Source organism: Aminobacterium sp. (assembly GCF_034926885.1).
Taxonomy (GTDB): domain Bacteria; phylum Synergistota; class Synergistia; order Synergistales; family Aminobacteriaceae; genus Aminobacterium.
This window is the reverse complement of the sequence record NZ_JAYFQR010000003.1, coordinates 41062-62159: the sequence shown is the minus strand read 5'-3', so window position 1 is coordinate 62159 and position 21098 is coordinate 41062. Positions and strand designations below refer to the sequence as shown.

The 21098-nt window shown below is 45.5% G+C and carries 27 protein-coding genes; 24 read left to right on the top strand and 3 right to left on the bottom strand.

Annotated elements, in window-relative coordinates; all coding sequences use genetic code 11:
* Both trkA and VB083_RS02020 read right to left on the bottom strand, forming a co-directional pair.
* The gene (gene trkA, locus VB083_RS02025) at positions 1-1365 is read right to left on the bottom strand and encodes a Trk system potassium transporter TrkA (protein ID WP_213691127.1); all 1365 of its coding nucleotides are present in this window, start codon (positions 1363-1365) and stop codon (positions 1-3) included.
* Between the two features lie 78 nt (positions 1366-1443).
* The gene (locus tag VB083_RS02020) at positions 1444-2490 is read right to left on the bottom strand and encodes a hypothetical protein (protein ID WP_213691128.1); all 1047 of its coding nucleotides are present in this window, start codon (positions 2488-2490) and stop codon (positions 1444-1446) included.
* Positions 2491-2620: 130 nt separating this feature from the next.
* Here VB083_RS02020 and VB083_RS02015 point away from each other — a divergent pair, with 130 nt between their 5' ends.
* From VB083_RS02015 to VB083_RS01965, 11 genes are all read left to right on the top strand, one after another.
* A complete protein-coding gene (locus VB083_RS02015; RefSeq protein ID WP_213691129.1) occupies positions 2621-3514 on the top strand; it encodes a DMT family transporter in 894 nt (297 codons plus the stop codon).
* A gap of 52 nt (positions 3515-3566) precedes the next feature.
* The gene (locus VB083_RS02010) at positions 3567-4385 is read left to right on the top strand and encodes a UDP-2,3-diacylglucosamine diphosphatase (RefSeq protein ID WP_213691130.1); all 819 of its coding nucleotides are present in this window, start codon (positions 3567-3569) and stop codon (positions 4383-4385) included.
* Positions 4386-4428: 43 nt separating this feature from the next.
* Positions 4429-4836 (top strand): hypothetical protein, encoded by a 408-nt coding sequence (locus VB083_RS02005; RefSeq protein WP_213695840.1) that lies wholly within the window; start codon positions 4429-4431, stop codon positions 4834-4836.
* Between the two features lie 30 nt (positions 4837-4866).
* Positions 4867-5394: a chromate transporter gene (locus tag VB083_RS02000; RefSeq protein ID WP_213691132.1), complete on the top strand. Its 528-nt coding sequence runs from the start codon at positions 4867-4869 to the stop codon at positions 5392-5394.
* Positions 5394-5918 carry a chromate transporter gene (locus tag VB083_RS01995; protein WP_213691133.1) on the top strand — a complete coding sequence of 175 codons (525 nt, stop codon included), beginning with the start codon at positions 5394-5396 and terminating at the stop codon, positions 5916-5918. Before VB083_RS02000 ends, VB083_RS01995 begins: the two co-directional genes overlap by 1 nt.
* A gap of 88 nt (positions 5919-6006) precedes the next feature.
* Positions 6007-7080: a magnesium/cobalt transporter CorA gene (gene corA, locus VB083_RS01990; protein WP_213691134.1), complete on the top strand. Its 1074-nt coding sequence runs from the start codon at positions 6007-6009 to the stop codon at positions 7078-7080.
* Positions 7081-7083: 3 nt separating this feature from the next.
* The gene (locus VB083_RS01985; RefSeq protein WP_323401638.1) at positions 7084-7824 is read left to right on the top strand and encodes a 2-phosphosulfolactate phosphatase; all 741 of its coding nucleotides are present in this window, start codon (positions 7084-7086) and stop codon (positions 7822-7824) included.
* Positions 7811-8548, top strand: coding sequence for an SIR2 family NAD-dependent protein deacylase (locus VB083_RS01980; protein ID WP_213699877.1), 738 nt, complete (start codon positions 7811-7813; stop codon positions 8546-8548). Before VB083_RS01985 ends, VB083_RS01980 begins: the two co-directional genes overlap by 14 nt.
* The gene (locus VB083_RS01975; protein ID WP_323401637.1) at positions 8549-9601 is read left to right on the top strand and encodes a hypothetical protein; all 1053 of its coding nucleotides are present in this window, start codon (positions 8549-8551) and stop codon (positions 9599-9601) included.
* A 76-nt stretch (positions 9602-9677) separates the two neighbouring features.
* On the top strand, positions 9678-11576 hold the full coding sequence (locus VB083_RS01970; protein WP_213691138.1) for a YgiQ family radical SAM protein: 1899 nt from the start codon (positions 9678-9680) through the stop codon (positions 11574-11576).
* Positions 11577-11580: 4 nt separating this feature from the next.
* Positions 11581-12255, top strand: coding sequence for a hypothetical protein (locus VB083_RS01965; RefSeq protein WP_323401636.1), 675 nt, complete (start codon positions 11581-11583; stop codon positions 12253-12255).
* Between the two features lie 2 nt (positions 12256-12257).
* On the opposite strand, the gene VB083_RS01960 is transcribed toward VB083_RS01965, so the two are convergent.
* Complete coding sequence (locus VB083_RS01960) at positions 12258-13190, bottom strand: DMT family transporter (protein ID WP_323401635.1); 933 nt, start codon at positions 13188-13190, stop codon at positions 12258-12260.
* A 274-nt stretch (positions 13191-13464) separates the two neighbouring features.
* Here VB083_RS01960 and VB083_RS01955 point away from each other — a divergent pair, with 274 nt between their 5' ends.
* The 13 genes from VB083_RS01955 to VB083_RS01895 are packed head-to-tail and all read left to right on the top strand — an operon-like array spanning position 13465 to position 21095.
* Positions 13465-13950: a Na+/H+ antiporter subunit E gene (locus VB083_RS01955; protein WP_213691140.1), complete on the top strand. Its 486-nt coding sequence runs from the start codon at positions 13465-13467 to the stop codon at positions 13948-13950.
* Between the two features lie 14 nt (positions 13951-13964).
* Positions 13965-14207, top strand: a complete 243-nt coding sequence (locus tag VB083_RS01950) for a monovalent cation/H+ antiporter complex subunit F (protein ID WP_213691158.1) — start codon at positions 13965-13967, stop codon at positions 14205-14207.
* A gap of 2 nt (positions 14208-14209) precedes the next feature.
* On the top strand, positions 14210-14590 hold the full coding sequence (mnhG, locus tag VB083_RS01945) for a monovalent cation/H(+) antiporter subunit G (protein WP_213691141.1): 381 nt from the start codon (positions 14210-14212) through the stop codon (positions 14588-14590).
* A complete protein-coding gene (locus VB083_RS01940) occupies positions 14583-14846 on the top strand; it encodes a Na(+)/H(+) antiporter subunit B (protein WP_213691142.1) in 264 nt (87 codons plus the stop codon). The genes mnhG and VB083_RS01940 overlap by 8 nt, the downstream gene beginning before the upstream one ends.
* Entirely contained in the window at positions 14843-15115 is a 273-nt protein-coding gene (mbhE, locus tag VB083_RS01935) for a hydrogen gas-evolving membrane-bound hydrogenase subunit E (RefSeq protein ID WP_213691143.1), read from the top strand. The genes VB083_RS01940 and mbhE overlap by 4 nt, the downstream gene beginning before the upstream one ends.
* Entirely contained in the window at positions 15112-15594 is a 483-nt protein-coding gene (locus VB083_RS01930) for an MnhB domain-containing protein (protein WP_213691144.1), read from the top strand. Before mbhE ends, VB083_RS01930 begins: the two co-directional genes overlap by 4 nt.
* A complete protein-coding gene (locus VB083_RS01925; protein WP_213691145.1) occupies positions 15584-15931 on the top strand; it encodes a sodium:proton antiporter in 348 nt (115 codons plus the stop codon). Before VB083_RS01930 ends, VB083_RS01925 begins: the two co-directional genes overlap by 11 nt.
* A complete protein-coding gene (locus VB083_RS01920; RefSeq protein WP_323401634.1) occupies positions 15928-17493 on the top strand; it encodes a proton-conducting transporter membrane subunit in 1566 nt (521 codons plus the stop codon). Before VB083_RS01925 ends, VB083_RS01920 begins: the two co-directional genes overlap by 4 nt.
* Positions 17493-17834: a hydrogenase gene (locus VB083_RS01915; RefSeq protein WP_213699875.1), complete on the top strand. Its 342-nt coding sequence runs from the start codon at positions 17493-17495 to the stop codon at positions 17832-17834. The genes VB083_RS01920 and VB083_RS01915 overlap by 1 nt, the downstream gene beginning before the upstream one ends.
* A gap of 11 nt (positions 17835-17845) precedes the next feature.
* Entirely contained in the window at positions 17846-18307 is a 462-nt protein-coding gene (locus tag VB083_RS01910; protein ID WP_213691148.1) for an NADH-quinone oxidoreductase subunit B family protein, read from the top strand.
* The gene (locus VB083_RS01905; RefSeq protein ID WP_213691149.1) at positions 18307-18852 is read left to right on the top strand and encodes an NADH-quinone oxidoreductase subunit C; all 546 of its coding nucleotides are present in this window, start codon (positions 18307-18309) and stop codon (positions 18850-18852) included. The genes VB083_RS01910 and VB083_RS01905 overlap by 1 nt, the downstream gene beginning before the upstream one ends.
* A 12-nt stretch (positions 18853-18864) precedes the next feature.
* Positions 18865-20103 carry a nickel-dependent hydrogenase large subunit gene (locus VB083_RS01900; protein ID WP_213691150.1) on the top strand — a complete coding sequence of 413 codons (1239 nt, stop codon included), beginning with the start codon at positions 18865-18867 and terminating at the stop codon, positions 20101-20103.
* Positions 20100-21095, top strand: coding sequence for a respiratory chain complex I subunit 1 family protein (locus VB083_RS01895; RefSeq protein ID WP_213691151.1), 996 nt, complete (start codon positions 20100-20102; stop codon positions 21093-21095). Before VB083_RS01900 ends, VB083_RS01895 begins: the two co-directional genes overlap by 4 nt.
* Positions 21096-21098 lie beyond the last annotated feature (3 nt).

The window sequence follows — 21098 nt, the reverse complement described above, 5'->3', positions numbered from 1 at the left end:
TTATTTCACTCCAAGTTTTTCAACGGCAATAGGCATCAATTCAGAAGAGGCAAATATGGTTACGAGGTCTCCTGCATGAATAATCGTATCTCCCATAGGAACAAAGACTTCATTGTCTCTTCGAACGAGGGCGATCAGTATTCCTTTTGGAAGGTCCATCTCTGCCATGGTGAGGCCAGAAATGGCGCTTGTTTCCGAAATATGGGCTTCAAGCATCTCTGCATCTATCTTATCGAGAAGCGAGAGTGTTCCGGCTCCAGATGGGTAGCGCACATTGCTCATAATAACAGAGGCAAGGGCCTGGTTAGGGTTGACCATGGCATCGACGGAGATGTAGTTATCGAGGTGCATGTACATCTGACGTCGCACAACGGCAATGGCCTTTCTGGCTCCCAGAGCTTTGCCAACGACGCCGAAAAGGATATTGGCTTCATCGCTTTCAGTGGTACAGACAAAACCGTCGGCATCTTCCACGCCTTCATGTCTGAGCAATGTCTCATCGGCGCCATCTCCGCATAAGACGAGAGTTCGCTGCAACTCACTGGCGATTCGTTCGCACTTTTCCTTGTTGCGGTCAATAAGACGAATATCTACGCTCTTATAGTGTTTTTCGAGGCGATGGGCAACCTGATAGCCCAGTTTTCCGCCTCCGATAATAAAGACCTTTTTAAGGGGAGTGCTTTTCTCTCCGCTGAAAACTTCTTCCAACTGCCACACCTGGTCTTTTCTCGTGACGGTAAAGCAAATATCCCCCTCTTCCAGAATATTGTCTCCATAGGGAACAAATCCTTCCCCGTTTCTTTTTACATAGACAATAATGGCGGTAACATGAGGATATTGAATACGAAGCTGTTTAAGGCTGAGTCCCGCAAGGGGGGATTTATGGGCGATGGGAAAAGCATAAATACCAGCTATTCCTTCGAGCAACTCTGCTGTCTCCAGAGCGGAACTGACGGAAAGCAACTCTATAATCTGACGAGCGACAGACCGTTCGGGAGAGTTCATAACATCTATGCCAAGATCTCTGGCCCATGTGGGGCTATCTGTATATTCCAGCCCGCGAGCCCTTGAAATGACACGTTTAACTCCGGCCCTTTTCGCTATCCAGCACGCCATAATATTGACTTCGTCGCGATTGGTACAGGCGACCAAAATGTCTATGGAACAGCCGCTCTTAACTCCGGCTTCTTCAAGAACGGAGGGACGAGATCCGTTTCCCCGGATCGTAATAACATCAAGCTCGTTATCGACCTTCAATGCTCGTTCCTTGTCTTCCTCAATAACTGTAATGTCGTGTCCTTCGGCGGAAAGACTTCTTGCTACGTGATACCCTACTTCTCCAGCACCAACAATAACGATATGCATAACTCAATCCCTACTTCCAACATATGGTCGAGAATCTTCGGCCTATACTAGCAAAGCTTTATAGAAAAGCAACACCATTTATGTTGCTACAAACCAATAAGAATATTCTGGAACCATGTCTGTGAAAACATGAAAGACAGTATCGGAGGCTTTTCCTCCCGCATGGTTTGAGAATAACTTTCTCATTTCGAAGAGAGCGTTTCGTAAAAGCTGTTCCGAATAGAATAGGGATTGAAGTCTTCTGTACAAAAGCACAGCAAGGCGGCCGATTTTTTCAAGAGGGAGCTTGCCATAAAGAACGTAGAGATTTTTAAGAGCCGCAGCAAGCCACGATGGATCTTGATGTTTTGTTCCTTTACTTAAAATAGCTTCGATAACTGTTGTTTTTGTGCTATCGAAGGGAGCTTTCATATAGGCATCTATCTTGGGGAAAACGTAGCCCGACAGGTAGTAGACAGATGCTACAGAAAGACGTTTCGAAGAGTATTTCCACTTACGACGTGGGCTCGATTCGAGAATAATCCCTCTGGGCAGTGAGACACACCGTTGATAGATGTAGTGGGGGGTACGAAATGTTCGCCCACATAGAGACGCCATATGGGCTGTTGTCCATCGAGTAGTTTTTTCGCTGATGCTCCAAAATTCCCCATGGCTTTCAGGGATGTTGAGAAACATACTGGCATAGTGTCCCCATCGCCACGAAGGAACCTCGCGCCAGGGCAGATATGAGGAGAATTCCTTAATAGCCGGAGTAACGATCTCCTGTTGTGCTAGTTTCATGAACTGCCGTTCAGGAAGGGTGTCGTATAAAAAAGGAAAGGCTGTTTCCGCCATGGCAGAAAGCATAGAATGCCAGCGATGGGCCTTATCCTGATAGATGTCATCTGTTTCTGGGGCAGCCATCAGGGAACAATGATACAGTATACTTAAGAATTGTTTCCATTCGATTGTTGGTCCTTGTGAAACGAGGGAAGGGAGGCCTATTTCCTGGCCTAAAGACGGTAACCACACAGTTGCATCGTGAACCGCAGAATCTAAAATATCTTGGCGTAACAAAAAATCTAAGTTTGACTGTAAATCAAGAGCTTTCTTTACCAAGTCCGGAGGGTATTTGGAATAAAGCACTCTTACGCTCACCTCCATTACAGAATGCTGTAATGTATTTATACTATGCCATATTTCCTACAGAAAGAGAAGGGCCATAATACGTATTTCATATATTCTTTTCTTACCCTTTTTGTGATAGTCTATACATATGAATAAGACAGCAGACGATAAGCCACTTATCTCACCTTTTCTAGTCCTTTTTTTAGGAGTTCTTGCCATATCTACAGGAGCAATATTTGCACGAATGGCACACCATGCTCATCCTCTTGTGATATCTGCATATCGAGTAGGTATTGCTGCCGTCGTCTTGTTGCCTCTTGCTCTCTGGCGTTGTCGTGAAGAGATTGCCATTCTTAGCAAGGGAGAGTGGCGGGCTCTTATCCTGTCGGGAATTTTTCTCGCTATTCACTTCGCCTTTTGGATATCATCTCTTTTTTATACATCAGTTGCAAGTTCTGTTGTTATTGCCGATACGATCCCTATTTGGACCGCTTTTTTGGCTCCAATAATTACTCATGATAAGGTTAGTCGTAAAGCATGTTTGGGAATAGGCGTAGCGTTCATGGGAGGAATTGTGATCAGTCTGGGTGATTTCTCTGTAGGAAAAACAGCTTTGTGGGGCGATTCTCTAGCCTTGATCGGAGCTTGGGCGGCAACCCTTTATTTCCTTTGCGGACGCATTGCTCGTCGGCGAGTATCGTTGTTGACATATGCTTCTCTCTGTTATAGTGTAGCGGCCGTCTGTTTGTGGGGAGTTATCCTCTTCAAAAAACTTCCAGTTGCAGGTTTTTCTCTTCCAACGTGGGGAGCATTCTTGGGAATGGGCCTCATCCCGCAAATACTCGGACATAGTAGTTATAATTGGGCCTTGCGTTACGTTAACCCAAGTGCCGTTTCCGTAGCTTTATTAGGAGAACCTGTGGGAAGTTCCATTCTTGCTTTTCTTTTATGGAAAGAAAAAATTACCCTCTTGACATTAGCTGGGGGAATTCTCATCTTGCTCGGAATTTTCATAGTGGCCCATCATAGTGGGCGAAAATAGGCATACGAAGCTAGATATATACAAGTTAAGTGATGAAGAAAGGGGCCAAAGTATGCATTACCGTTCAATATTTGTTTCAGATGTTCATCTTGGGTCGAGATGGAGCAAGGTCGATCAATTAGCAGCCTTTCTTTCTTCGTCTCTTTGCGATCGTCTTTATCTCGTAGGCGATATTATCGATGGCTGGAAATTTCGCCGTGAAGCTTTAAAAACACGTTCTTCACACTACCTGCTTCAGCTTTTGCTCAAGCTTTCTGAAAAAACAGAGGTCTTCTATATCCCTGGAAACCACGATGATTTCCTCGACGAGTTCAGAGGAAAGTGTCTCGGCGGTATCCACATTTTAGAGAAGAGCATTCATACTGCACGTGACGGACGGCGGTATCTTGTTACCCATGGCGATGAACTCGACATCATTTCCAAACATTCTGAATGGCTTGCCCGCATTGGCGATGTTGCCTATGAAACGTCTCTGGCTTTGAATAATGGAATAAACCGCTTCTTCTCCAGCGAAAACCAGTGGTCTTTTTCTAAATCGGCGAAACGAGTGGTTAAGGAATTTGTAAAATGTATTAGTGGCTACGAGAAAAGGGTTACTGAAATCGCCCAAAAACATGATGTACAAGGTCTTGTCTGTGGTCACATTCATCATCCTGTCATGAAAAAAATAGGAAATATTCTTTACTGTAATACTGGAGATTGGTTAGAGAGTTGTTCAGCCGTTGTTGAAAATCAGGACGGAAGCCTTCAATCCCTTCTTTGGCAACAAATACAAAAACAGGCGATAGCTAGTCAAAATGGAATCAATGTCTTACCCGCTTTTCCCTTTATAGAAATTCCTGTACCTTTTTTAAGCTGCAAAAGTCGTTAAAATTATGTACAATGCCTCGTAGAGGTATGCGAGGTGTTAAGAAGTGAAAACATCATATTTTGCACATAAAGAAGCAATATCAAACCCTGATTCTGTAGCTATTTGCAGGGGAGTGCCTTCGTGGTTCAAGGGGAGAATCTACTCTCCGCTAGCCCCTTCGTGGGAACTGCTTCAGCAGGGAAAAAGGAGTAAAATCCCTCCCCATGTCTGCGCCTTGGAATATTATAAAGAGGTCCTTTCCCTTTTAAACCCATCGCAAGTCTATAAAGATCTTGGAGAGAATGCTATCCTTTTATGTTGGGAGAAGCCTGGGGATTTCTGCCATCGCCGTATTGTGGCTGTATGGCTTGAAAAAAAATTGAATGTACGAGTTCCCGAATTGGACTATGAAAATCTTTTGTTTGACGATTATGATGTAGATATTGAAACTTTTCTAAAGACAGTTTTGTAAGTTTGCTCAAGAAAGGGTTGAAACTATACTATGACGCCATGGCAGCTTTTTAAAATGTTTTTTAAAATTAGTTCCGTAACCTTTGGTGGCGGAGTCGTTATTCTGGGTATGGCCGAAACGGAAGTTCGTAAAAGGGGAGATATGGCAGAGCAGGATCTGCTCGATATTGTCAGCTTGTCGGCAGCCATGCCAGGGCCTCTTGCAGTCTCTTCATCTTTCCTTATAGGGAAACATTATAGCGGCATTCCCGGAGCTGTTATGGCCGTTCTCGGCGTTTTAGTTCCTCCTTTCACCATTATTTTGTTGCTTTCGAATCTTGTCTTGCGTTATCAGAATTCCCCGGCGTTAAAGGCCTTTTTCCTCGGCGTGATCTGTGCCGTGGCTGCTTTGCTGGTCAATGTCGTTGCTCGTCAGCTGAAAACCATTCTTTTTTCTGATTTGCTGAATCTCATTCCATATGCCGTAGTTATTGCACTCATGCTTTTCTTGAATATTCATCCTCTTTTTGCCATAGCCGTAGGTGTTGCTATTCAGTGGTTCAGAAAGGAGAAAAAATAATGAAACTTCTCTTGCTTGCTTTGGCCTTCGCTCGGATAGGTGTAGGAGCTTTTGGTGGCGGAATTTCCACCATTCCTTTAATAGAGCACGAACTTGTTATAAACTATGGGTGGCTGACGCCACAAGAATTTAACCAGGTCTTGGCTTTGGCGCAAGTTACGCCTGGTCCTATAGCTGTCAATGCAGCAACTTTCGTTGGCTTTCATCAAGGCGGTATCTTGGGGTCTTTTATTGCCACTGCATCAGTAGTTTCGGCTCCTCTTCTTGTATTGCTGTGTGTTCTTCTAGTTATGAAGAAAAGTTCGGATGAAAAAGTTGAACGTTTTAAAAAGTCTTTGCGTCCAGCGGTAGGGGCCCTTCTGACTCTTGCTGTTGTCCCCCTTTTAAAGACAGCTCTTTCTCAGTGGCAGGCTGCACTTCTCTTTGCTCTGGGAGTAGCTTTTTTCCAGCTTCGCATCTTTAAAAATAATCCACCTCTGCTCTTTGTTCTTTTTGGAGTTGTGGGCCTTTTTCTTTTTCAGTAAGTAGTAAACTCTACTATAAGTGGCAAGCTTTATTATTCGCATGTGTTTGGCTCCTAGATAAAGAATCTCTTTTGAAGGAGAGATGCATATGGTTTTCAAACAAAAGCATCGTCGCCGATCTGAAAAAGCGGGACTCCCTCCCGGTACTCTTATTCATGTAGGTGAGAAAAGAGAGGGAGAAGTGGGGTTACATCTGATTCACTATGGAACAGACGTTCTTGAAGAAAAGTCTTTATCGAATTTCACGGAGTACGAAAACAAAGAGATAAAGACAGAAGGCATAGAGTGGCTTGATGTTGTGGGACTTCACGACACGGCATTGATAGAGCAGATAGGAAAAAAGTTTTCTATTCATCCCCTTGCTCTTGAAGATATTCTTAACACGGAGCAGCGTCCTAAAATTGATGAATACGATGATTTCCTCTACATCGTTCTTAAGATGCTTGATCTAGATGAAGAGACGGGAGCTCTCACTATTGAACAGGTCAGTTTTATTCTGAAAGAGAATCTCGTCATCTCTTTTCAGGAGCGTAAGGGAGATGTTTTCGATTCAGTTCGAGAACGCATACGCAATACGGCAGGGCGCTTTAGAAAACTTGGCGCTGATTACCTTCTCTATGCTCTCATGGATTCTGTTGTGGACAATTATTTCGTCATTTTAGAAAAGATCGGAGAGCAGGTCGAGGAGACAGAAGAACTGTTGCTCACTCATCCCGACCAGGAAACAGTGCGCTCTATTTACAGAATGAAGAGAGAACTTCTTACGTTAAGACATGCCGTTTGGCCTCTGCGCGAAGCAGTGAGCTCTATACGAAAAACCGAACATATTCTTGTCCAGTCGCAGACACAAACCTATTTCAGCGACCTCTACGATCATGTTATACAAAACATTGATACTGTTGAAAATTTCAGGGAAACTGTCTCTGGAATGCTTGACTTGTATCTCTCTTCCATAAGCAACCGCATGAACGAAGTCATGAGAGTTCTTACAGTTATAGCAACCCTTTTTATTCCATTAACATTCATCGTTGGTGTGTACGGAATGAATTTCAAATATATGCCAGAGCTTGAATGGCATTGGGGATATCCCTTTGTCTGGATTCTCATGGCATGTATTGCTTTGGTCATGATGTACTGGTTTAAGAGAAAGAAGTGGTTATAGCCCATGAAAAGAATCGATGTGGTGCTTTCTCCAGCAGAAGAACTGCCAGAGGCCGATGGATGGCTCGTTATCGATATACTTCGGGCATCGACAACGATTACTACTTTTTTTGACAACGGCGGAACCGAGCTTTTTCCGGTAGCTACATTGGAGGAAGCCTTTCGTTTAAAAAAAGAGCGAGGCGAGGCAACTCTTCTCATGGGAGAAAGAAACGCTCTTTCTCCAGAAGGTTTCGATCTTGGAAACTCGCCACTCGATTTGTCTAAAGAACTTCTGGCATGTCGTCCGTCAGGTGTTATGACAACCACGAATGGTACTTTAGCCTTGCAGAAGGCGGCAGAGACGGGAGTTCCAGTATGGGTAGCTTGTGGCAGAAATGCAACGGCAGCCATAGAGAAACTGTGGAAAAGCGGAACTGAATTGGCCATACTTTGTGCTGGCCGATATGGCCGACTTGCCTTCGATGACGGAGCATGTGCCGGAATGTTGGTTCATATGCTGCAAAAAAAAGATTCATCCCTTGTTCTCCGAGACGGAGCTTCAACAGCTCTTGCTATGTGGAATTATGCAGAAAGAGATCTTCTGAACGCCCTGAACAAAGCTGAACACGCCAAAAGTCTTTATGAACTGAATATGGAGTCAGATATTCTGTTTGCGAGTCAAATCGACGTGACACGTACAGTAGCGTGTCTTTATAAAAGTGAAGCGTTAGTCCTCAGGAGGGATTGTGATGATCCAATATGAAAAACTTGCCGAGTGTTTAACAACTGCTCGGAAAGCAGTCGTCTTTTCGGGAGCTGGAACGAGCACTAGATCTGGACTTCCCGATTTCAGATCATCCCAAGGGTTGTGGACTCATTATGACCCAATGGCTCTTGCTTCTGTAGAGGCCATGAATACGAACAGACAGGCGTTTTTGGAATTTTACCGGTATAGAATAAAATCCGTTAAACGGGCAGCTCCCAATGCTGCTCATCACATTTTGGCAGAGTGGGAGAAACATAATCTTGTAAAAGGTGTTATTACTCAGAATGTTGACGGCTTTCACCAGGAAGCGGGAAGCATGAACGTCATAGAACTTCACGGTTCTCTTCGCAACGTGCAGTGCAGACGCTGCATGCAGGTCTTTTCCTCAGACCTCTTGCTGGAACAGGAAAGGTGCCCCATGTGCGATGGCGATTTACGCCCCGGCGTTGTTCTTTTCGGAGAACTTTTACCAGAAGGCCCCATGGAGGAAGCAAGGAAACTTTCGACGACCTGCGATCTCTTTATAGTGCTTGGGTCGTCTCTTAACGTTTCTCCTGCCAACCTCTTTCCTGTTGATGCCTACCGTAACGGTGCTCAACTTGTGATTATCAATAAAGAGACCACGCAATTTGATTCAGTAGCATCTTTTGTCATTCATGAAAATCTTGTCGATGTATTAAAGGAAATACACCATATTCTCTACGGAGAAGGGGGCTTTTAAATGATCAATGTCATCAGAAAGGGAGCTCCTTTGTTAATACTGAAAGGGGCTAAGGAGGCTATTGTAGAGTGGCTTCAAAACAATTTTGAAGCAGAAATCATCTCCCTTGAAGGCAAATCTTTCGAAGAAACCCTCGGATCAGTGGAACAGGGGCAGGCCGGTCTCATCGTAAAAAACATGAACGAAAGCGATGAAATACCGCCTGTTGTTCTTGTAACAACAAGTCACCCCGATAAAATACTCGAACGTATTATCAACGAAAAAGCTACGACCATGATTGAGTACGCAGAACGTCTGCCGAGAGTTATCTTCTTCAGGGTTTTCGGCGATTATCGTACTGTATTGAAAGAGATACAGAACGATTTCGGGGGGCGGCTGGATAAAATTGGTTCCAATCTTGTCTTTGCCTCTGAAAACCCTGGTGTTCCTGTCTGCTTCACTGAAAAATCGTTGAAAAAAGGCCTTGCCTTTCAACGAGGCGATCTCTTAGAAGAAGGGCTGTTTATAGATATGCCCTTTGAAGAGCTTTTTAAACGTCTCAATAGCAGTGCTCTTCATTATTTCAACGCGGGACTGAATAACCGTGACTGGAACGTTATGGAAGTACGCCTGTACGACGCGGATAAACAGTACTGGCTTCACACCCGCCGTTTGCGTCTTGCCCTTGAGGGACTTGAAGTCTGTATGGTTATCGGCGAAGGGTGGGGTAAGGACTATGCCCATATTCTTATGCCTGTACCCGTTTACTGTATTCGTATTTTGACTTTCCTTGAACCCTTTATGGTCAAAAGAGCTCTTATGGGACTTGAATACACGGAAGATGGTCAGCGTTTTGTCGACCTGGATCTTTACCACAACAGGAAAAAAATATCGTGGGGCGATGTGCCTGGCGGAGAGATTGTTCCTCGAAGTGAGCGTGAACGGCCTCGCACAACTTTGTCTATGGCATTCCGTAAAGAAGTCATGGCTGCTCTCGATGAGAGAGAATGTGCGGAGATACAGGATATAGAAGAGGCCATACTCGAGAAAATACCTCAGAGAGACGACGATTAATATACCCTACTTAGTATTGAAGCCTGTGGTAGAATACTTCTACTACTAAAGGAACTTTAGAATTGAGGAGAGTTTTTTGACGCATACGTTTCTACCTGTTTCTCGAAAAGATATGAAAGACAGAGGGTGGAAGGATTTTGATTTCCTTTTCATCAGCGGTGACGCTTATGTAGACCACCCCAGCTTTGGACACGCCATAATCAGTCGTGTTTTAGAAAGTGCTGGTTTCAAAGTAGGAATTATCGCTCAGCCCGACTGGCACGATACAAAGGATTTTGCGCGGTTGGGACGTCCTAAGTTGGGCGTTCTTGTTGCCGCTGGAAACCTCGATTCAATGTTGAATAAACTGACGGCTTCCAAGAAGAGCAGAAGCACTGACAGCTACTCTCCAGGGGGAAAGGCCGGCAGGCGTCCAGATCGGGCGACTATTGTCTATTGCAACCGTATTCGTGAACTTTGGAAAGATATTCCCATAGTCATTGGCGGCATCGAAGCAAGTTTGCGCCGTTTTGCCCACTACGATTATTGGTCAGATGCAGTACGACGTTCCATTCTCATAGACAGCCAGGCCGACCTACTTGTCTATGGGATGGGAGAAAAACAGATAGTACATATAGCAGAGCTTTTGCGAGACGGAATTCCAGTTTCAGAAATCAGAGATATTCAGGGGACATGCTATAAAACAGAAAGTCTTGAGAGGCTCTGGGATTATGTGGAATGTCCTTCCTTTGAAAAGGTAAACAAGGATAAGAAGGCCTTTGCAGAGGCATTTCGCCTTCAATATCTGGAGCAAGACCCCATACGGGGAAAGACAGTTATACAGCAACATGAACACTTTTACGTTGTGCAGAATCCCCCGACAATGCCCATGACGGCGGCGGAGCTCGATGCTGTTTACGAACTTCCGTACATGCGAACGTGGCATCCCATGTATGAAAAATACGGTGGGGTTCCAGCCATTAAAGAAGTGGAATTCAGCATTACTACCCATCGAGGGTGCTTTGGCAGTTGTGCTTTTTGTGCCATAGCCTCTCATCAGGGACGAATGATACAGAGTCGCTCTGAAGAATCAGTGCTGAAAGAGGCGAAACTTCTCACGAAGCGTCCCGGTTTTAAAGGGTACATTCATGACGTGGGAGGTCCGACAGCCAATTTCAATAGACCATCGTGTGATGATCAGTTGAGACGAGGAACGTGTAAAAACAAGCAATGTCTGGCTCCTGTGCCGTGTAAGAACTTACATGTCGACCATGAATCTTACATTGACTTGTTGCGTAAGATACGGGCCATTCCAGGCATCAAGAAGGTCTTTATACGGTCGGGCATTCGATTCGACTACCTCTTGGCAGACAAAAAAAGCGGTTTCCTTGAAGAATTATGCCGATATCATATCAGCGGTCAGCTTAAAGTTGCTCCGGAACACGTTTCAAATACGGTGCTCGAGTTGATGGGCAAATCGGGACGGCGCGTTTACGAGCGCTTCATGAGAGAGTACGAAGAGATGAATAAGAAAATTGGAAAGAAACAATATCTCGTGCCGTATTTTATATCGAGCCATCCGGGAGCTGGTCTGAAAGAGGCGATAGAGCTTGCGGAATTTGTTCGTGATCTGAACTTTATGCCCGAGCAGGTGCAGGATTTTATTCCGACGCCGGGAAGCCTTTCGACGTGCATGTATTACACAGAGCTGAACCCTCTAACTGGGGAACCGGTCTATGTGCCCAAAAGCAACCAAGAAAGAAAAATGCAACGTGCTCTCTTGCAATATCGCAACCCTTCGAATCACAAATTGGTACGAGAAGCCTTACGAATTGCAGGTCGTGAAGATCTCATTGGTTGTGATGAAAAATGTCTTGTTCCTCCAGAAAAGGGGGAGGAAAAACAAGGTGGCGTAAAACAAAGTGGTGGTAAACAGAAGGTGAGACGGAGTTCCAGACAAAACTTCAGAAGGAGCAAGCCCAAAAGGGGGCGCTAGAGAGATGAGAAAGTATTCTTTTCTTTTAGCTTGTGTATTTGCTTTCTTTGCTGCTATGGCAGGCAGTCTATGGTATTTGAATACGCGTGAAGAGAGAGGCATTCAGGAGCAGGCTCAGCCGCGGCCTCAGCTCAATGCTTCTTCAGTTGAAAGCAAGCCTCCGAAAGATACGGTCAATCTTCCGTCTTCTTCTCAGCCAACGAAACCTGGAAAAAACATAATAGCCGCTCCTCAAACTGAGCAGAAGCCAATTCCTAAGGTGGAAATAAAACACCCTCCACAGGAGGTTCTTCCCAAACAAAAAACAAGGGAAGAGGAACTTCGCGATCTAAAAGCTCAGATACAACCGAAAGAAACGCCTAAAGATGAAGTGGTTTCTATTCCTGTAGCTGACGATCTCATAGAGAAAGGGAAAAAGATCAAACAGTCAATAGAAGATGAGGCTAAAGACGCCATGCAAGACGCTATTGATGTCTTACCTGGCGTGGATGCTGAAATAGCAGATGCCGATCTTGGTGTATCTGGAAGTAAGGTGAGTCTTAATTTCACTATACCAGCAGATCGAATAAAGCTCCTTGGCAAATTACCGCCCGACCCTGAAAAAACAAAAAAGTCATCAGAAGAAGTAGTTTCTGATGACATTATCTCTTGCGATATATCTTCTAAAGATAGAAAATAGTCTTAATTATTCATCGCTTTTATCTTTGCAACAAAAGTTGCTGCATGTTGAAACAAAATAGGGCCTGTTTCGGTGAGCAAGACGGCGAAAAAGATGAGAGAGCACCCAAGCACCATCTGAGGAGTAAAGATTTCGCCAAGAAATAGAATTCCAGACAGGGCTCCGAATACAGATTCCAGGCTCAGCAAAATGGACGCGTGGGTGGACGGCGTGAATTTCTGAGCTGCATTTTGTACAGAAAGAGCAAAGACAGTACAAAGAAGCACGGTAAAGGCAATACTCCACCATGCGCTTGGAGCTATTGTTGCACCAGGCCATTCTTCGAGAAGTATGGCGCTTATGAAACTAAGCAGCGCGGTAGTTCCAATTTGAAGAGTGGCCAGGGCGAGAGGATCCATTTTCGGGGCAAAGCGTTCAATGGCAAGTATATGGCATGCGAAAAAGAGTGCGCAGAATAGTGTGAGAAAGTCTCCGTAGTTCAGATTGGAGAAGGCGTCTCCGTTCCCTTGAAGGGTAAGGAGTCCCATTCCTCCCAGACATATGAGAGACGCAATAATTGAAATATACCCCGGAAATATCTTTTTAAGAGCCCACGAAAGGAACGGAACAATGACAACATATGTTGCCGTTATAAATGCCTGTTTCCCGGCCGTTGTGTAATTCAGGCCGATTGTCTGGGTAGCGAACCCGAGAAAGAGAAAAAGCCCTACGAGAAGGCCGGCTTTTATATCGTTGGCTTTCAGCTTTTGCAAACGCTTTCTGAAAATAAGAGACATAAGAACGAAAGACGCAGTAAAGCGGATGGCAAGTAACCAATAGGGGGTAAAACTATTCAGAGCATCTTTCATCGCAACAAAACCAAAGCCCCAGAATAATGCAATAAGAACGAGGGCGCTGTCGGCAAGTAAAACTTTATGTCGAGTCATCCAAGACATTATTTTGTCACTCCAATTCATTTTATACGTTCTTGACACTGAGATTTTAACACACACCGCTTAATTTCATTGGCATACGAATTATAAACTATAGTTAAGAGTTGCAATAGTTATAAATTTAACAAAACAACTACAGGAAGATAACATCGTCTTGAATGTGATGATAAGGAGTTTTGTGCACCTTATATTAAATGAAACTTTTATTTACAAAAGAAAGTTGGACAGAGTATAATGTATGCGCGTTTCACATTCTCAATGCAAGGGGGTGTAATGCTTGTTTGTTTTTGTCACATCCTTTCTAATGTATCTGTTGCTTGTATGGTCTGGAGGCACGATCAATGTAGTAGAGATAGGTATTGCTTTAATTCTTGCTACTATACTTGCTTTTGCTTCCCATACATGGAACCCCTCAAAACCTTTCAGTTTCAGGGCGTTGAATCCTTTGCGCTGGATCACTTTTGTTTATTACGTTTGCGTTCCTTTTGCAATAGGGCTCATCAAGGCGAATTTCGATGTGGCGATGAGAGTTATTACCGGTCACATCAATCCTGGAATAGTTAAGCTTGAACCTGGCCTGAAAAGTGATTTAGCAAAGACCATACTTGCTGATTCGATTACGTTGACTCCAGGCACACTGACAGTGGATGTGGACGATGATGGTGCTTTCTATATCCATTGGATCAATGTTCTGGACGTGTCTCCAGACGAAAAGCAGGTGTATGGGTCTTTTGCACATTGGGCAAGGAGGTTAGCGGATTGAGTATTCAGCTATTAATGTGGGGAGCCGTAGTGTTGGGTATAGTTGCTATCGTTATTTTGGGCCGCCTTATAGCTGGACCAACAATACCGGATAGAGCTGTTGCCCTCGATACGGTTAATACCCTGGTTGTTGCGATGATGATTTTGTTGTCAGCTGTCTTTGATTCAGTGGTTATGGTCGACGTGGCTATTGTGTATGCTGCCCTTTCTTTTGTGGGAACAATGTTTATCGCCCGTTTTATCGAAGGGGGAATGTAGAAATGGCAGAACAATATGCTATCGGAATTTTGATTATAATCGGTCTCATTTTCAACACATTAGGGGCCATATCACTGTATAGATTTCCAGACGTGTACACGAGGCTTCACGGAGCTACGAAGTGTACTACCTTTGGAAGTATTTTTACGTCGTTGGCTGTTGTAGTATATGCAGCTTTTCGTTTGCATCAGGGTGGGGAGAGTCGGTTTGCCGTATTAATTATTCACGCTCTTGTGGCCGTTATGGTTCTTCTTGTTACGAATGCGACTGGGGCTCATGCTATTGCCCGTGCCGCCCACAGAAGCGGAGTTGTTCCTAAAATGGCTGTGGTTGATCGCCTTGCAGAAGAAGAGGAGCGTAAAGGTGGTGTTGTCAGTGAGTGAAGTTTTTCATATTGCCATCCTCACGTTGCTCGTTATATCGGCTTTTTTTGCTATTTGGTTCAGAGACCTTTTGTCGTCGGTGATAGCTTTAGGAGTGTTTAGCCTTGTGCTTTCAGTGGAGTTTTATCTCTTGCACGCTCCCGACGTAGCAATCGCAGAAGCGGCAATTGGCGCTGGTCTGAACACTGCCATATACATTGTGGCCTTGAGAGGATGCGGTAAGGCCCGGAGTAAAACCGGAGGTGATATCCGGTGAAAAAGACAATCTTTATCGTTGCAGCTTTAGTTCTTGGCGGTTTGGTTTGGGGTGGTCTCGATGCAATCCATCCCTTTGGAGATCCTGGACAGGTTGCTATGGACGACTATTTCCTTGAACACGCAATAAAAGATCGTTCATCGGAAAACGCTGTTACATCGATCGTTTTCGACTTTCGTGGATTCGATACTATAGGAGAAGCTGCCGTTCTTTTCACAGCAGTTTGTTCCGTTACAGCTCTTTTCAGGGAAGGAGGCAAAAAGAAATGAAGCCTCTATCTGTTGTAGTCCGAACAGGCTGTGATATTTTTGCCTGGTTCTTGATCATCTTCGGAGCCTACGTAATCATACACGGCGACGTTACTCCCGGCGGAGGTTTTCAGGGTGGTGCCGTTGTCGCAACCTTCCTGGCTCTTTTACTTGTTGCCTATGGATGGAACAGACTCTCTCTCTGGCTTAACGAGAGCATATATAACGGAATGCTCATCTTTGGGCTTCTCTGTTTCATTATTTTAGGTTTTATGGGAATGCCTACATCCTTCTTCTATAACTTTGTTGCCATTCCCGCCGCAGAAGTGGCTAAGACCGGTCATGGTATTATTCCTCCTTCAGGAACCATTGCTTTAATGGATATTGCAGTAGGAATAGAAGTTACAGGAGGTTTATCCCTTCTTTTGATTTATATGTTTAAAGGAATACACCTTTTCGATAACTATGAGATAGGAGGGGAGAGCGGTCATGATCGGTAATGCTCCTTTTCTCATTGTGGGTGTTCTTTTTCTGATGGGGCTTATCGCAGTGCTTACTGAGAAGAACCTCGTTAAGATCGCTATCGGAGTCAGCATTATAGAGTCCGCAACGAATATGTTCCTTATCGCGTTGGGATATAGGTCGGGAGGCGCCATTCCTGTGCGGTTCCTTGCTGGAGGCGAGAAACTCATGGTATTGCCCACTCCTCAGGCTCTGACTCTGACGGCCATTGTTATTGCTATGGCGACAACAGCTCTTATGCTATCGCTGATTATGCTTCTTTATCGCCATTATGGAACGTTGAATATTGACGAGATACGGAGGTTGCGAGGATGAACTGGCAAGAACATCTACCAGCACTAATTCTGGCCATTCCTCTCTTAGGCGCCTTCGCAACGCCCCTATTCTCTTTAGGTGGAAAGACGCTGCGAAATGTCTGGATGGTCAGCATTTCATTTTTAACGTTGGTTCTGGCCTTCTTTATTTGGAAGTATGTTGGAGCCAACGGCGTAATGGTTTACGTTATGGGAGCTGAAAAAGCAACCCTGGCTCTTCCGTCAGGCATGACGTATCCCGTAAGAATCATTCTTGAGATAGACGGAATGAGTGCGTTCATGGCCCTTGCCGGTTCCATCGTTTCTTTTGCAGGTGCAGTCTATTCGGTTCAGTTTATGGATCGTTTCACGGGAATGAACCGCTTTACGTCACTCTATTTCCTTCTGACGGCAGGTATGTTGGGGCTCATGATCACCGGTGACCTCTTCAACTTCTTTGTCTTTCTCGAGATTGCATCGGTGGCTTCCTTCGGTTTGATCGCCTTCTGGAGAGATAAACCGGAAGCAATAGAAGCCAGTTTCAAATATATGTTGATCTCGCAGCTTTCGGCCATGATGGTTCTTATTGCCATAGGAACCCTCTACGGACGTTACAATGTCTTAAATATGGCTGGAGTGGCGAGTATGCTTCACCTCGGTTTTGCCGAAAAGTTTGTGCTGGCCTTTCTGGTTGTGGCCTTGGCTACGAAGTGTGGAACGTTCCCCATGCACATGTGGATGCCTGACGCTTATGCAGAGGCTCCTGCTGGGGTAACCTGTCTTCTTGTTGCTGTCAGCCAGGCATCTTTGTACGGTTTGATGAGAGTCTGTTTCAGTTTGTATGGAGCAACCATCGGAAGCACCTTTATTCCCTGGGTTATTGTCATCTTCGGAACTGCTTCCATGTTCTTCGGTGTATCCATGGCCGTTGTTCAGCATGAAGTCAAGCGACTCATGGGATATCACTCCATCTCTCAGGTTGGATATATGCTTCTTGGCCTTGGCGTCGGACTTTTAGCACTGGGCAACCCTCAGGCCATGGCCGATTACGGCTTTACGGCTATTAAGGGCGACGTATACCACATCTTCAACTACACCATGTACAAGGCTCTTTTGTTCCTTACTGCCGGTGCTCTCTACTACGCTACAGGAACCCGCGACCTCGACAAACTCGGCGGTCTGGCCAGAAAGATGCCATACACGACCTTTATGTTTGCCATAGCGGCAGCTGCCATTTCGGGACTTCCTCCCTTTAATGGTTTTGTATCGAAATTGCTTATTTACGAGTCAGTATTCGCAGTCCATCCATTCTTCACCGTGGCTGCTCTCGTGACATCGATACTTACGCTGGCTTCCTTCGTAAAAGTTTTCCAGACTGCATTCCTTGGTCCGGAAAAAGCATGCTTCGCAACTGTAAAAGAAGTTCCCACCAGCATGATTATGGGAATGGCCATTTTAACGCTGGCTATCGTGCTTCTCACACTATTCCCCACGTGGGTTCTCTCTAACCTCGTAGAGCCGGCGGCTAAAGCCTTGGTCGATCAGGGTGGATATATTGGAGCTATTATGGGAGGTGGGCTGTAATGTGGAATAAGGTCTTCACAGGATTTGGCTACTGGGATGTTATATCCTGGCTGATCTTCTTTTTCATAGCCTCGTTCTTTGCCCTTTGGCTTCGATCTATTGGACGGCGTGACTATAAAGAAGGAACTGAGCAAGATGAAATCTATTGGTCTGGAAACCCTGTTCCCGAAGATGGGGCAGAAATTTCAGTGCCGGCCAGTTCTTCTTATTGGGGCTTTAGGAAGGCGCTTGAACCTTATTACAAAGTTCTTATCGCCATGCACAGTGGTCATATCCGCGACTATGTCGGATATTACGTTGTCACTGCTGCACTTATAGCCGCGTTGATCCTCGTTGTATAGGAGGCTGGAAGATGAGGCTGGAAAAATATCTTGAAATACTTCCCAAATCACTTTGGGTTATGACCTGTAACTCAGGATCATGTAATGGCTGCGATATTGAAATAGTGGCGACAATCAGCCCGCGCTACGACATAGAACGCTTTGGAATGAAACTTGTAGGAACACCGCGCCATGCCGACGTTCTCGTAGTTACCGGGCCTGTTACGAAGTATATGAAAGACAGACTGCTGCGGATCTATCATCAGATACCGGATCCCAAGGTTGTAGTTGTCGTTGGAAACTGCGGAGCATCGGGAGATGTCTTCTACAAATCGTACAACCTTGAAGGTCCCGTCGATAATATTATCCCGGTAGACGTCTATGTACATGGATGCCCCCCTCGTCCAGAGGCCATAATAGAGGGAGTTGCGAAAGCAGTTCTGAAGCTTGAAGCGAAAAGGGAAGAGCTGCTTAAGGCAGGTGTTGAGAAATAATGAGAACTCCGAAGAACTATACGCAGGATTCCTATTCTTTAGAAGAAATTCTCTCATCTCTTCGAGAGTCTTTTGGTGAAGATGTCGTTAAAGACGTACGAGAACATCGTGCAGGCAAAGAACAGGCTGTATCTTTCCATCAGCTGTGGCTCACTGTTCCGAGAGAGAAATTCCTTTCTCTTGTAGAGTTCCTTTTTGGTTACGATTTCCTTCACTTCCACGTTCTTTCTGGAAATGACGATGGAGATGTAATCACGCTGAACTATCATTTCACTCTCTTCCGAGTGGCTGGTCGCGGAAAGAGGTTGGGCGTAACTGTCAGTGTTCCGGTTCCTAAAGAAGACCTGGTTATGCCGTCCCTTTTCGATACTATTCCAGGAGTGGAGTACAGCGAGCGGGAAATGCGCGAAATGCTTGGAGTCGATTTTGATGGACTTCAAAATAAAGCCCTTGTATTTCTTCCGGAAGATTGGGATGAGTCTATCAAGCCGTGGCGCAGAGATGAGACAGGTCCTGATGTTGATGACGTTAGGATGCTCTCTTAGGAGGAGACAACAATGGCGAGCGAAAAAACTCATACATATAAAGTTCCTATAGGCCCTGTCCATGTCGGTTTGAAAGAACCCATTACGGCATGGCTCGACCTTGACGGCGAAAAAATAGTTGATGCACGGGTCCGTCCCGGTGCAATTCACCGCGGAATCGAATATATGGCACGGGATCGCAACCCTATTCAGGTCATCTATCTTTCAGAGCGTATATGCGGAATATGCTCCTTCAGCCACATCACAGCTTTCTTGAGAGCTGTTGAAGATGCGGCTCAGATAGAGGTGCCACCGCGTGCCCAGTACATCCGATCTCTCGTGCTTGAACTCGAAAGAATTCACTCTCACGCCCTGTGGGCCGGAGTGGCATGTTATTCCATAGGTTTCGACTCGGCCTTCCATCTTGGAATGCTGTTGCGCGAAAAAGTTATGGATGTACTTGAATCCTATACAGGAAACCGCGTCAATTACGGTGTTGGAACAGTCGGTGGCGTTCGCTGGGACCTCACTCCCGAAACAATCAACGTCATTAAAGACATGATCCAATATTACAGAAACGAACTTGGCGCATTCTACGACGTAGTAACAGAGGATCCAGTTGCAAAGGCCAGAATGCGACACGTTGGCGTTCTGACATACGACGAGGCCATGCGCTACTGTGCCCTCGGTCCTACAGCCCGTGCCAGCGGCGTACGTTGCGACCTTCGCTGGTCAGCACCTTACGAAGCCTATGCAGATCTCGACGTAAAACCCATCGTTCCTCAGGATTACTTTGGAAAGGCATATGGCGACGTATTCGATCGTTTCCTGGTACGAGTTCTTGAACTCTATCAATCACTCGATATTATTGAAAAAATCATCGAAGGATTGCCTGAAGGAGACATTGTCTTCGAAAAGAATCTGGTCAAAGTGCTGAACGTCTTAAAGGCGGCAGATGGAGAAGGCTGGGGATGCATTGAGGCTCCTCGCGGTGACGATACTCACGTCATTCGTCTCAAAGGCGGAGACGAGCACGTCTACTGGTGGAAAGTGCGAGCCCCGACCTATTCTAATGCTGTCTCATGGCCGTTGATGTTTAGAAATAATGAGTTGGCAGATGCCCCTCTGATTATTAACAGCGTTGACCCCTGTATATCATGTATGGAAAGAACCCTGATTACAGGCAATAGCGATAAGGCTGGAGAAGTCTACTCGAAAAATCAACTGTTGGAAATGAGCAGAGAGAAGACGAGGAGGCTGAGAAAGGCATGATTATCAATATGGTAATGAAACTGGTGGCAGGCATAGCCCTTATGTTGCTTGTATCGGTAGTAGCCGTTCTCTTCGACGGAGCTGACCGTGTTATTCATGCCAAAATGCAGCGACGGTGGGGACCTCCGCTCTTTCAGCCTTTCTACGATATTCTGAAGCTTCTGGGGAAAGAGAACATCGTTCCCCGACGAGCTGTAAAGTGGGCTTTCAACGGAGCTCCATGGGTTGCCATGGCGACCATGCTGTTGCTCTTCCTTTATATTCCTATCGGATCTTTGCCGCCCATTCTTGGCACTGAAGGCGATATGATTCTCATCATTTACCTTCTCAGCCTTTCAGGCGTGGCTATGGCCGTAGGCGGTTTCTCCAGCGGAAACCCAATTGCAAACGTCGGCGCTCAGCGTGAGATGATCCTCATGATGAGCTACGAGCTGCCCCTTGCCGTTGTTATTTCCACAATGGCCTGGGTGGCCTATAAACATGGCGTACCGGGACAACCCTTTAGCCTTGAGACTTTCATCGGGATGCCCATGTGGAACGTTGTAGGCAAGATGGGTATTCTCGGTCTTCTCTGCCTCTTTGCGGCGTTGCTCATGGTCGTTCCAGGTGAGACGGGAAAAGGATTTATGGATATTCCAGAGGCCAAAACGGAGATACTCGAAGGTATTATCATCGAGTATTCGGGAACAAACTTGGCCATGTTCAAGATCACCTTTGCTCTGAGAGCTTTGGCCATGTCTGCCATTATTGTGGCGCTATTTGTTCCTTTCTCTCTTGGCAAACTCTTGAATCTGAACGGAACCATGCTCTTTGTCGTGGATTTCCTCTGGTTCTGGGTAAAGGTCTTCGTCATGCAGGTCTTCGGCGTTACCTTTATACGAACAGCTTTTGGACGATTGAAGATCTGGCAGGCGTCTCAGTTCTACTGGATTAAAATTGCCGGACTTTCTTTGGCAGGCATGATTCTCATGTCTATAGATGTATTGCTTTAGGAA

Excerpts from the sequence above, each read along its gene's own strand:
- trkA (WP_213691127.1), bottom strand. The coding sequence starts at position 1,365 with ATGCATATCGTTATTGTTGGTGCTGGAGAAGTAGGGTATCACGTAGCA.
- VB083_RS02015 (WP_213691129.1), top strand. The coding sequence starts at position 2,621 with ATGAATAAGACAGCAGACGATAAGCCACTTATCTCACCTTTTCTAGTC.
- VB083_RS02010 (WP_213691130.1), top strand. The coding sequence starts at position 3,567 with ATGCATTACCGTTCAATATTTGTTTCAGATGTTCATCTTGGGTCGAGA.
- VB083_RS02000 (WP_213691132.1), top strand. The coding sequence starts at position 4,867 with ATGACGCCATGGCAGCTTTTTAAAATGTTTTTTAAAATTAGTTCCGTA.
- VB083_RS01995 (WP_213691133.1), top strand. The coding sequence starts at position 5,394 with ATGAAACTTCTCTTGCTTGCTTTGGCCTTCGCTCGGATAGGTGTAGGA.
- corA (WP_213691134.1), top strand. The coding sequence starts at position 6,007 with ATGGTTTTCAAACAAAAGCATCGTCGCCGATCTGAAAAAGCGGGACTC.
- VB083_RS01985 (WP_323401638.1), top strand. The coding sequence starts at position 7,084 with ATGAAAAGAATCGATGTGGTGCTTTCTCCAGCAGAAGAACTGCCAGAG.
- VB083_RS01980 (WP_213699877.1), top strand. The coding sequence starts at position 7,811 with ATGATCCAATATGAAAAACTTGCCGAGTGTTTAACAACTGCTCGGAAA.
- VB083_RS01975 (WP_323401637.1), top strand. The coding sequence starts at position 8,549 with ATGATCAATGTCATCAGAAAGGGAGCTCCTTTGTTAATACTGAAAGGG.
- VB083_RS01965 (WP_323401636.1), top strand. The coding sequence starts at position 11,581 with ATGAGAAAGTATTCTTTTCTTTTAGCTTGTGTATTTGCTTTCTTTGCT.
- VB083_RS01960 (WP_323401635.1), bottom strand. The coding sequence starts at position 13,190 with ATGTCTTGGATGACTCGACATAAAGTTTTACTTGCCGACAGCGCCCTC.
- VB083_RS01950 (WP_213691158.1), top strand. The coding sequence starts at position 13,965 with ATGTGGGGAGCCGTAGTGTTGGGTATAGTTGCTATCGTTATTTTGGGC.
- mnhG (WP_213691141.1), top strand. The coding sequence starts at position 14,210 with ATGGCAGAACAATATGCTATCGGAATTTTGATTATAATCGGTCTCATT.
- VB083_RS01930 (WP_213691144.1), top strand. The coding sequence starts at position 15,112 with ATGAAGCCTCTATCTGTTGTAGTCCGAACAGGCTGTGATATTTTTGCC.
- VB083_RS01925 (WP_213691145.1), top strand. The coding sequence starts at position 15,584 with ATGATCGGTAATGCTCCTTTTCTCATTGTGGGTGTTCTTTTTCTGATG.
- VB083_RS01920 (WP_323401634.1), top strand. The coding sequence starts at position 15,928 with ATGAACTGGCAAGAACATCTACCAGCACTAATTCTGGCCATTCCTCTC.
- VB083_RS01915 (WP_213699875.1), top strand. The coding sequence starts at position 17,493 with ATGTGGAATAAGGTCTTCACAGGATTTGGCTACTGGGATGTTATATCC.
- VB083_RS01910 (WP_213691148.1), top strand. The coding sequence starts at position 17,846 with ATGAGGCTGGAAAAATATCTTGAAATACTTCCCAAATCACTTTGGGTT.
- VB083_RS01905 (WP_213691149.1), top strand. The coding sequence starts at position 18,307 with ATGAGAACTCCGAAGAACTATACGCAGGATTCCTATTCTTTAGAAGAA.
- VB083_RS01900 (WP_213691150.1), top strand. The coding sequence starts at position 18,865 with ATGGCGAGCGAAAAAACTCATACATATAAAGTTCCTATAGGCCCTGTC.
- VB083_RS01895 (WP_213691151.1), top strand. The coding sequence starts at position 20,100 with ATGATTATCAATATGGTAATGAAACTGGTGGCAGGCATAGCCCTTATG.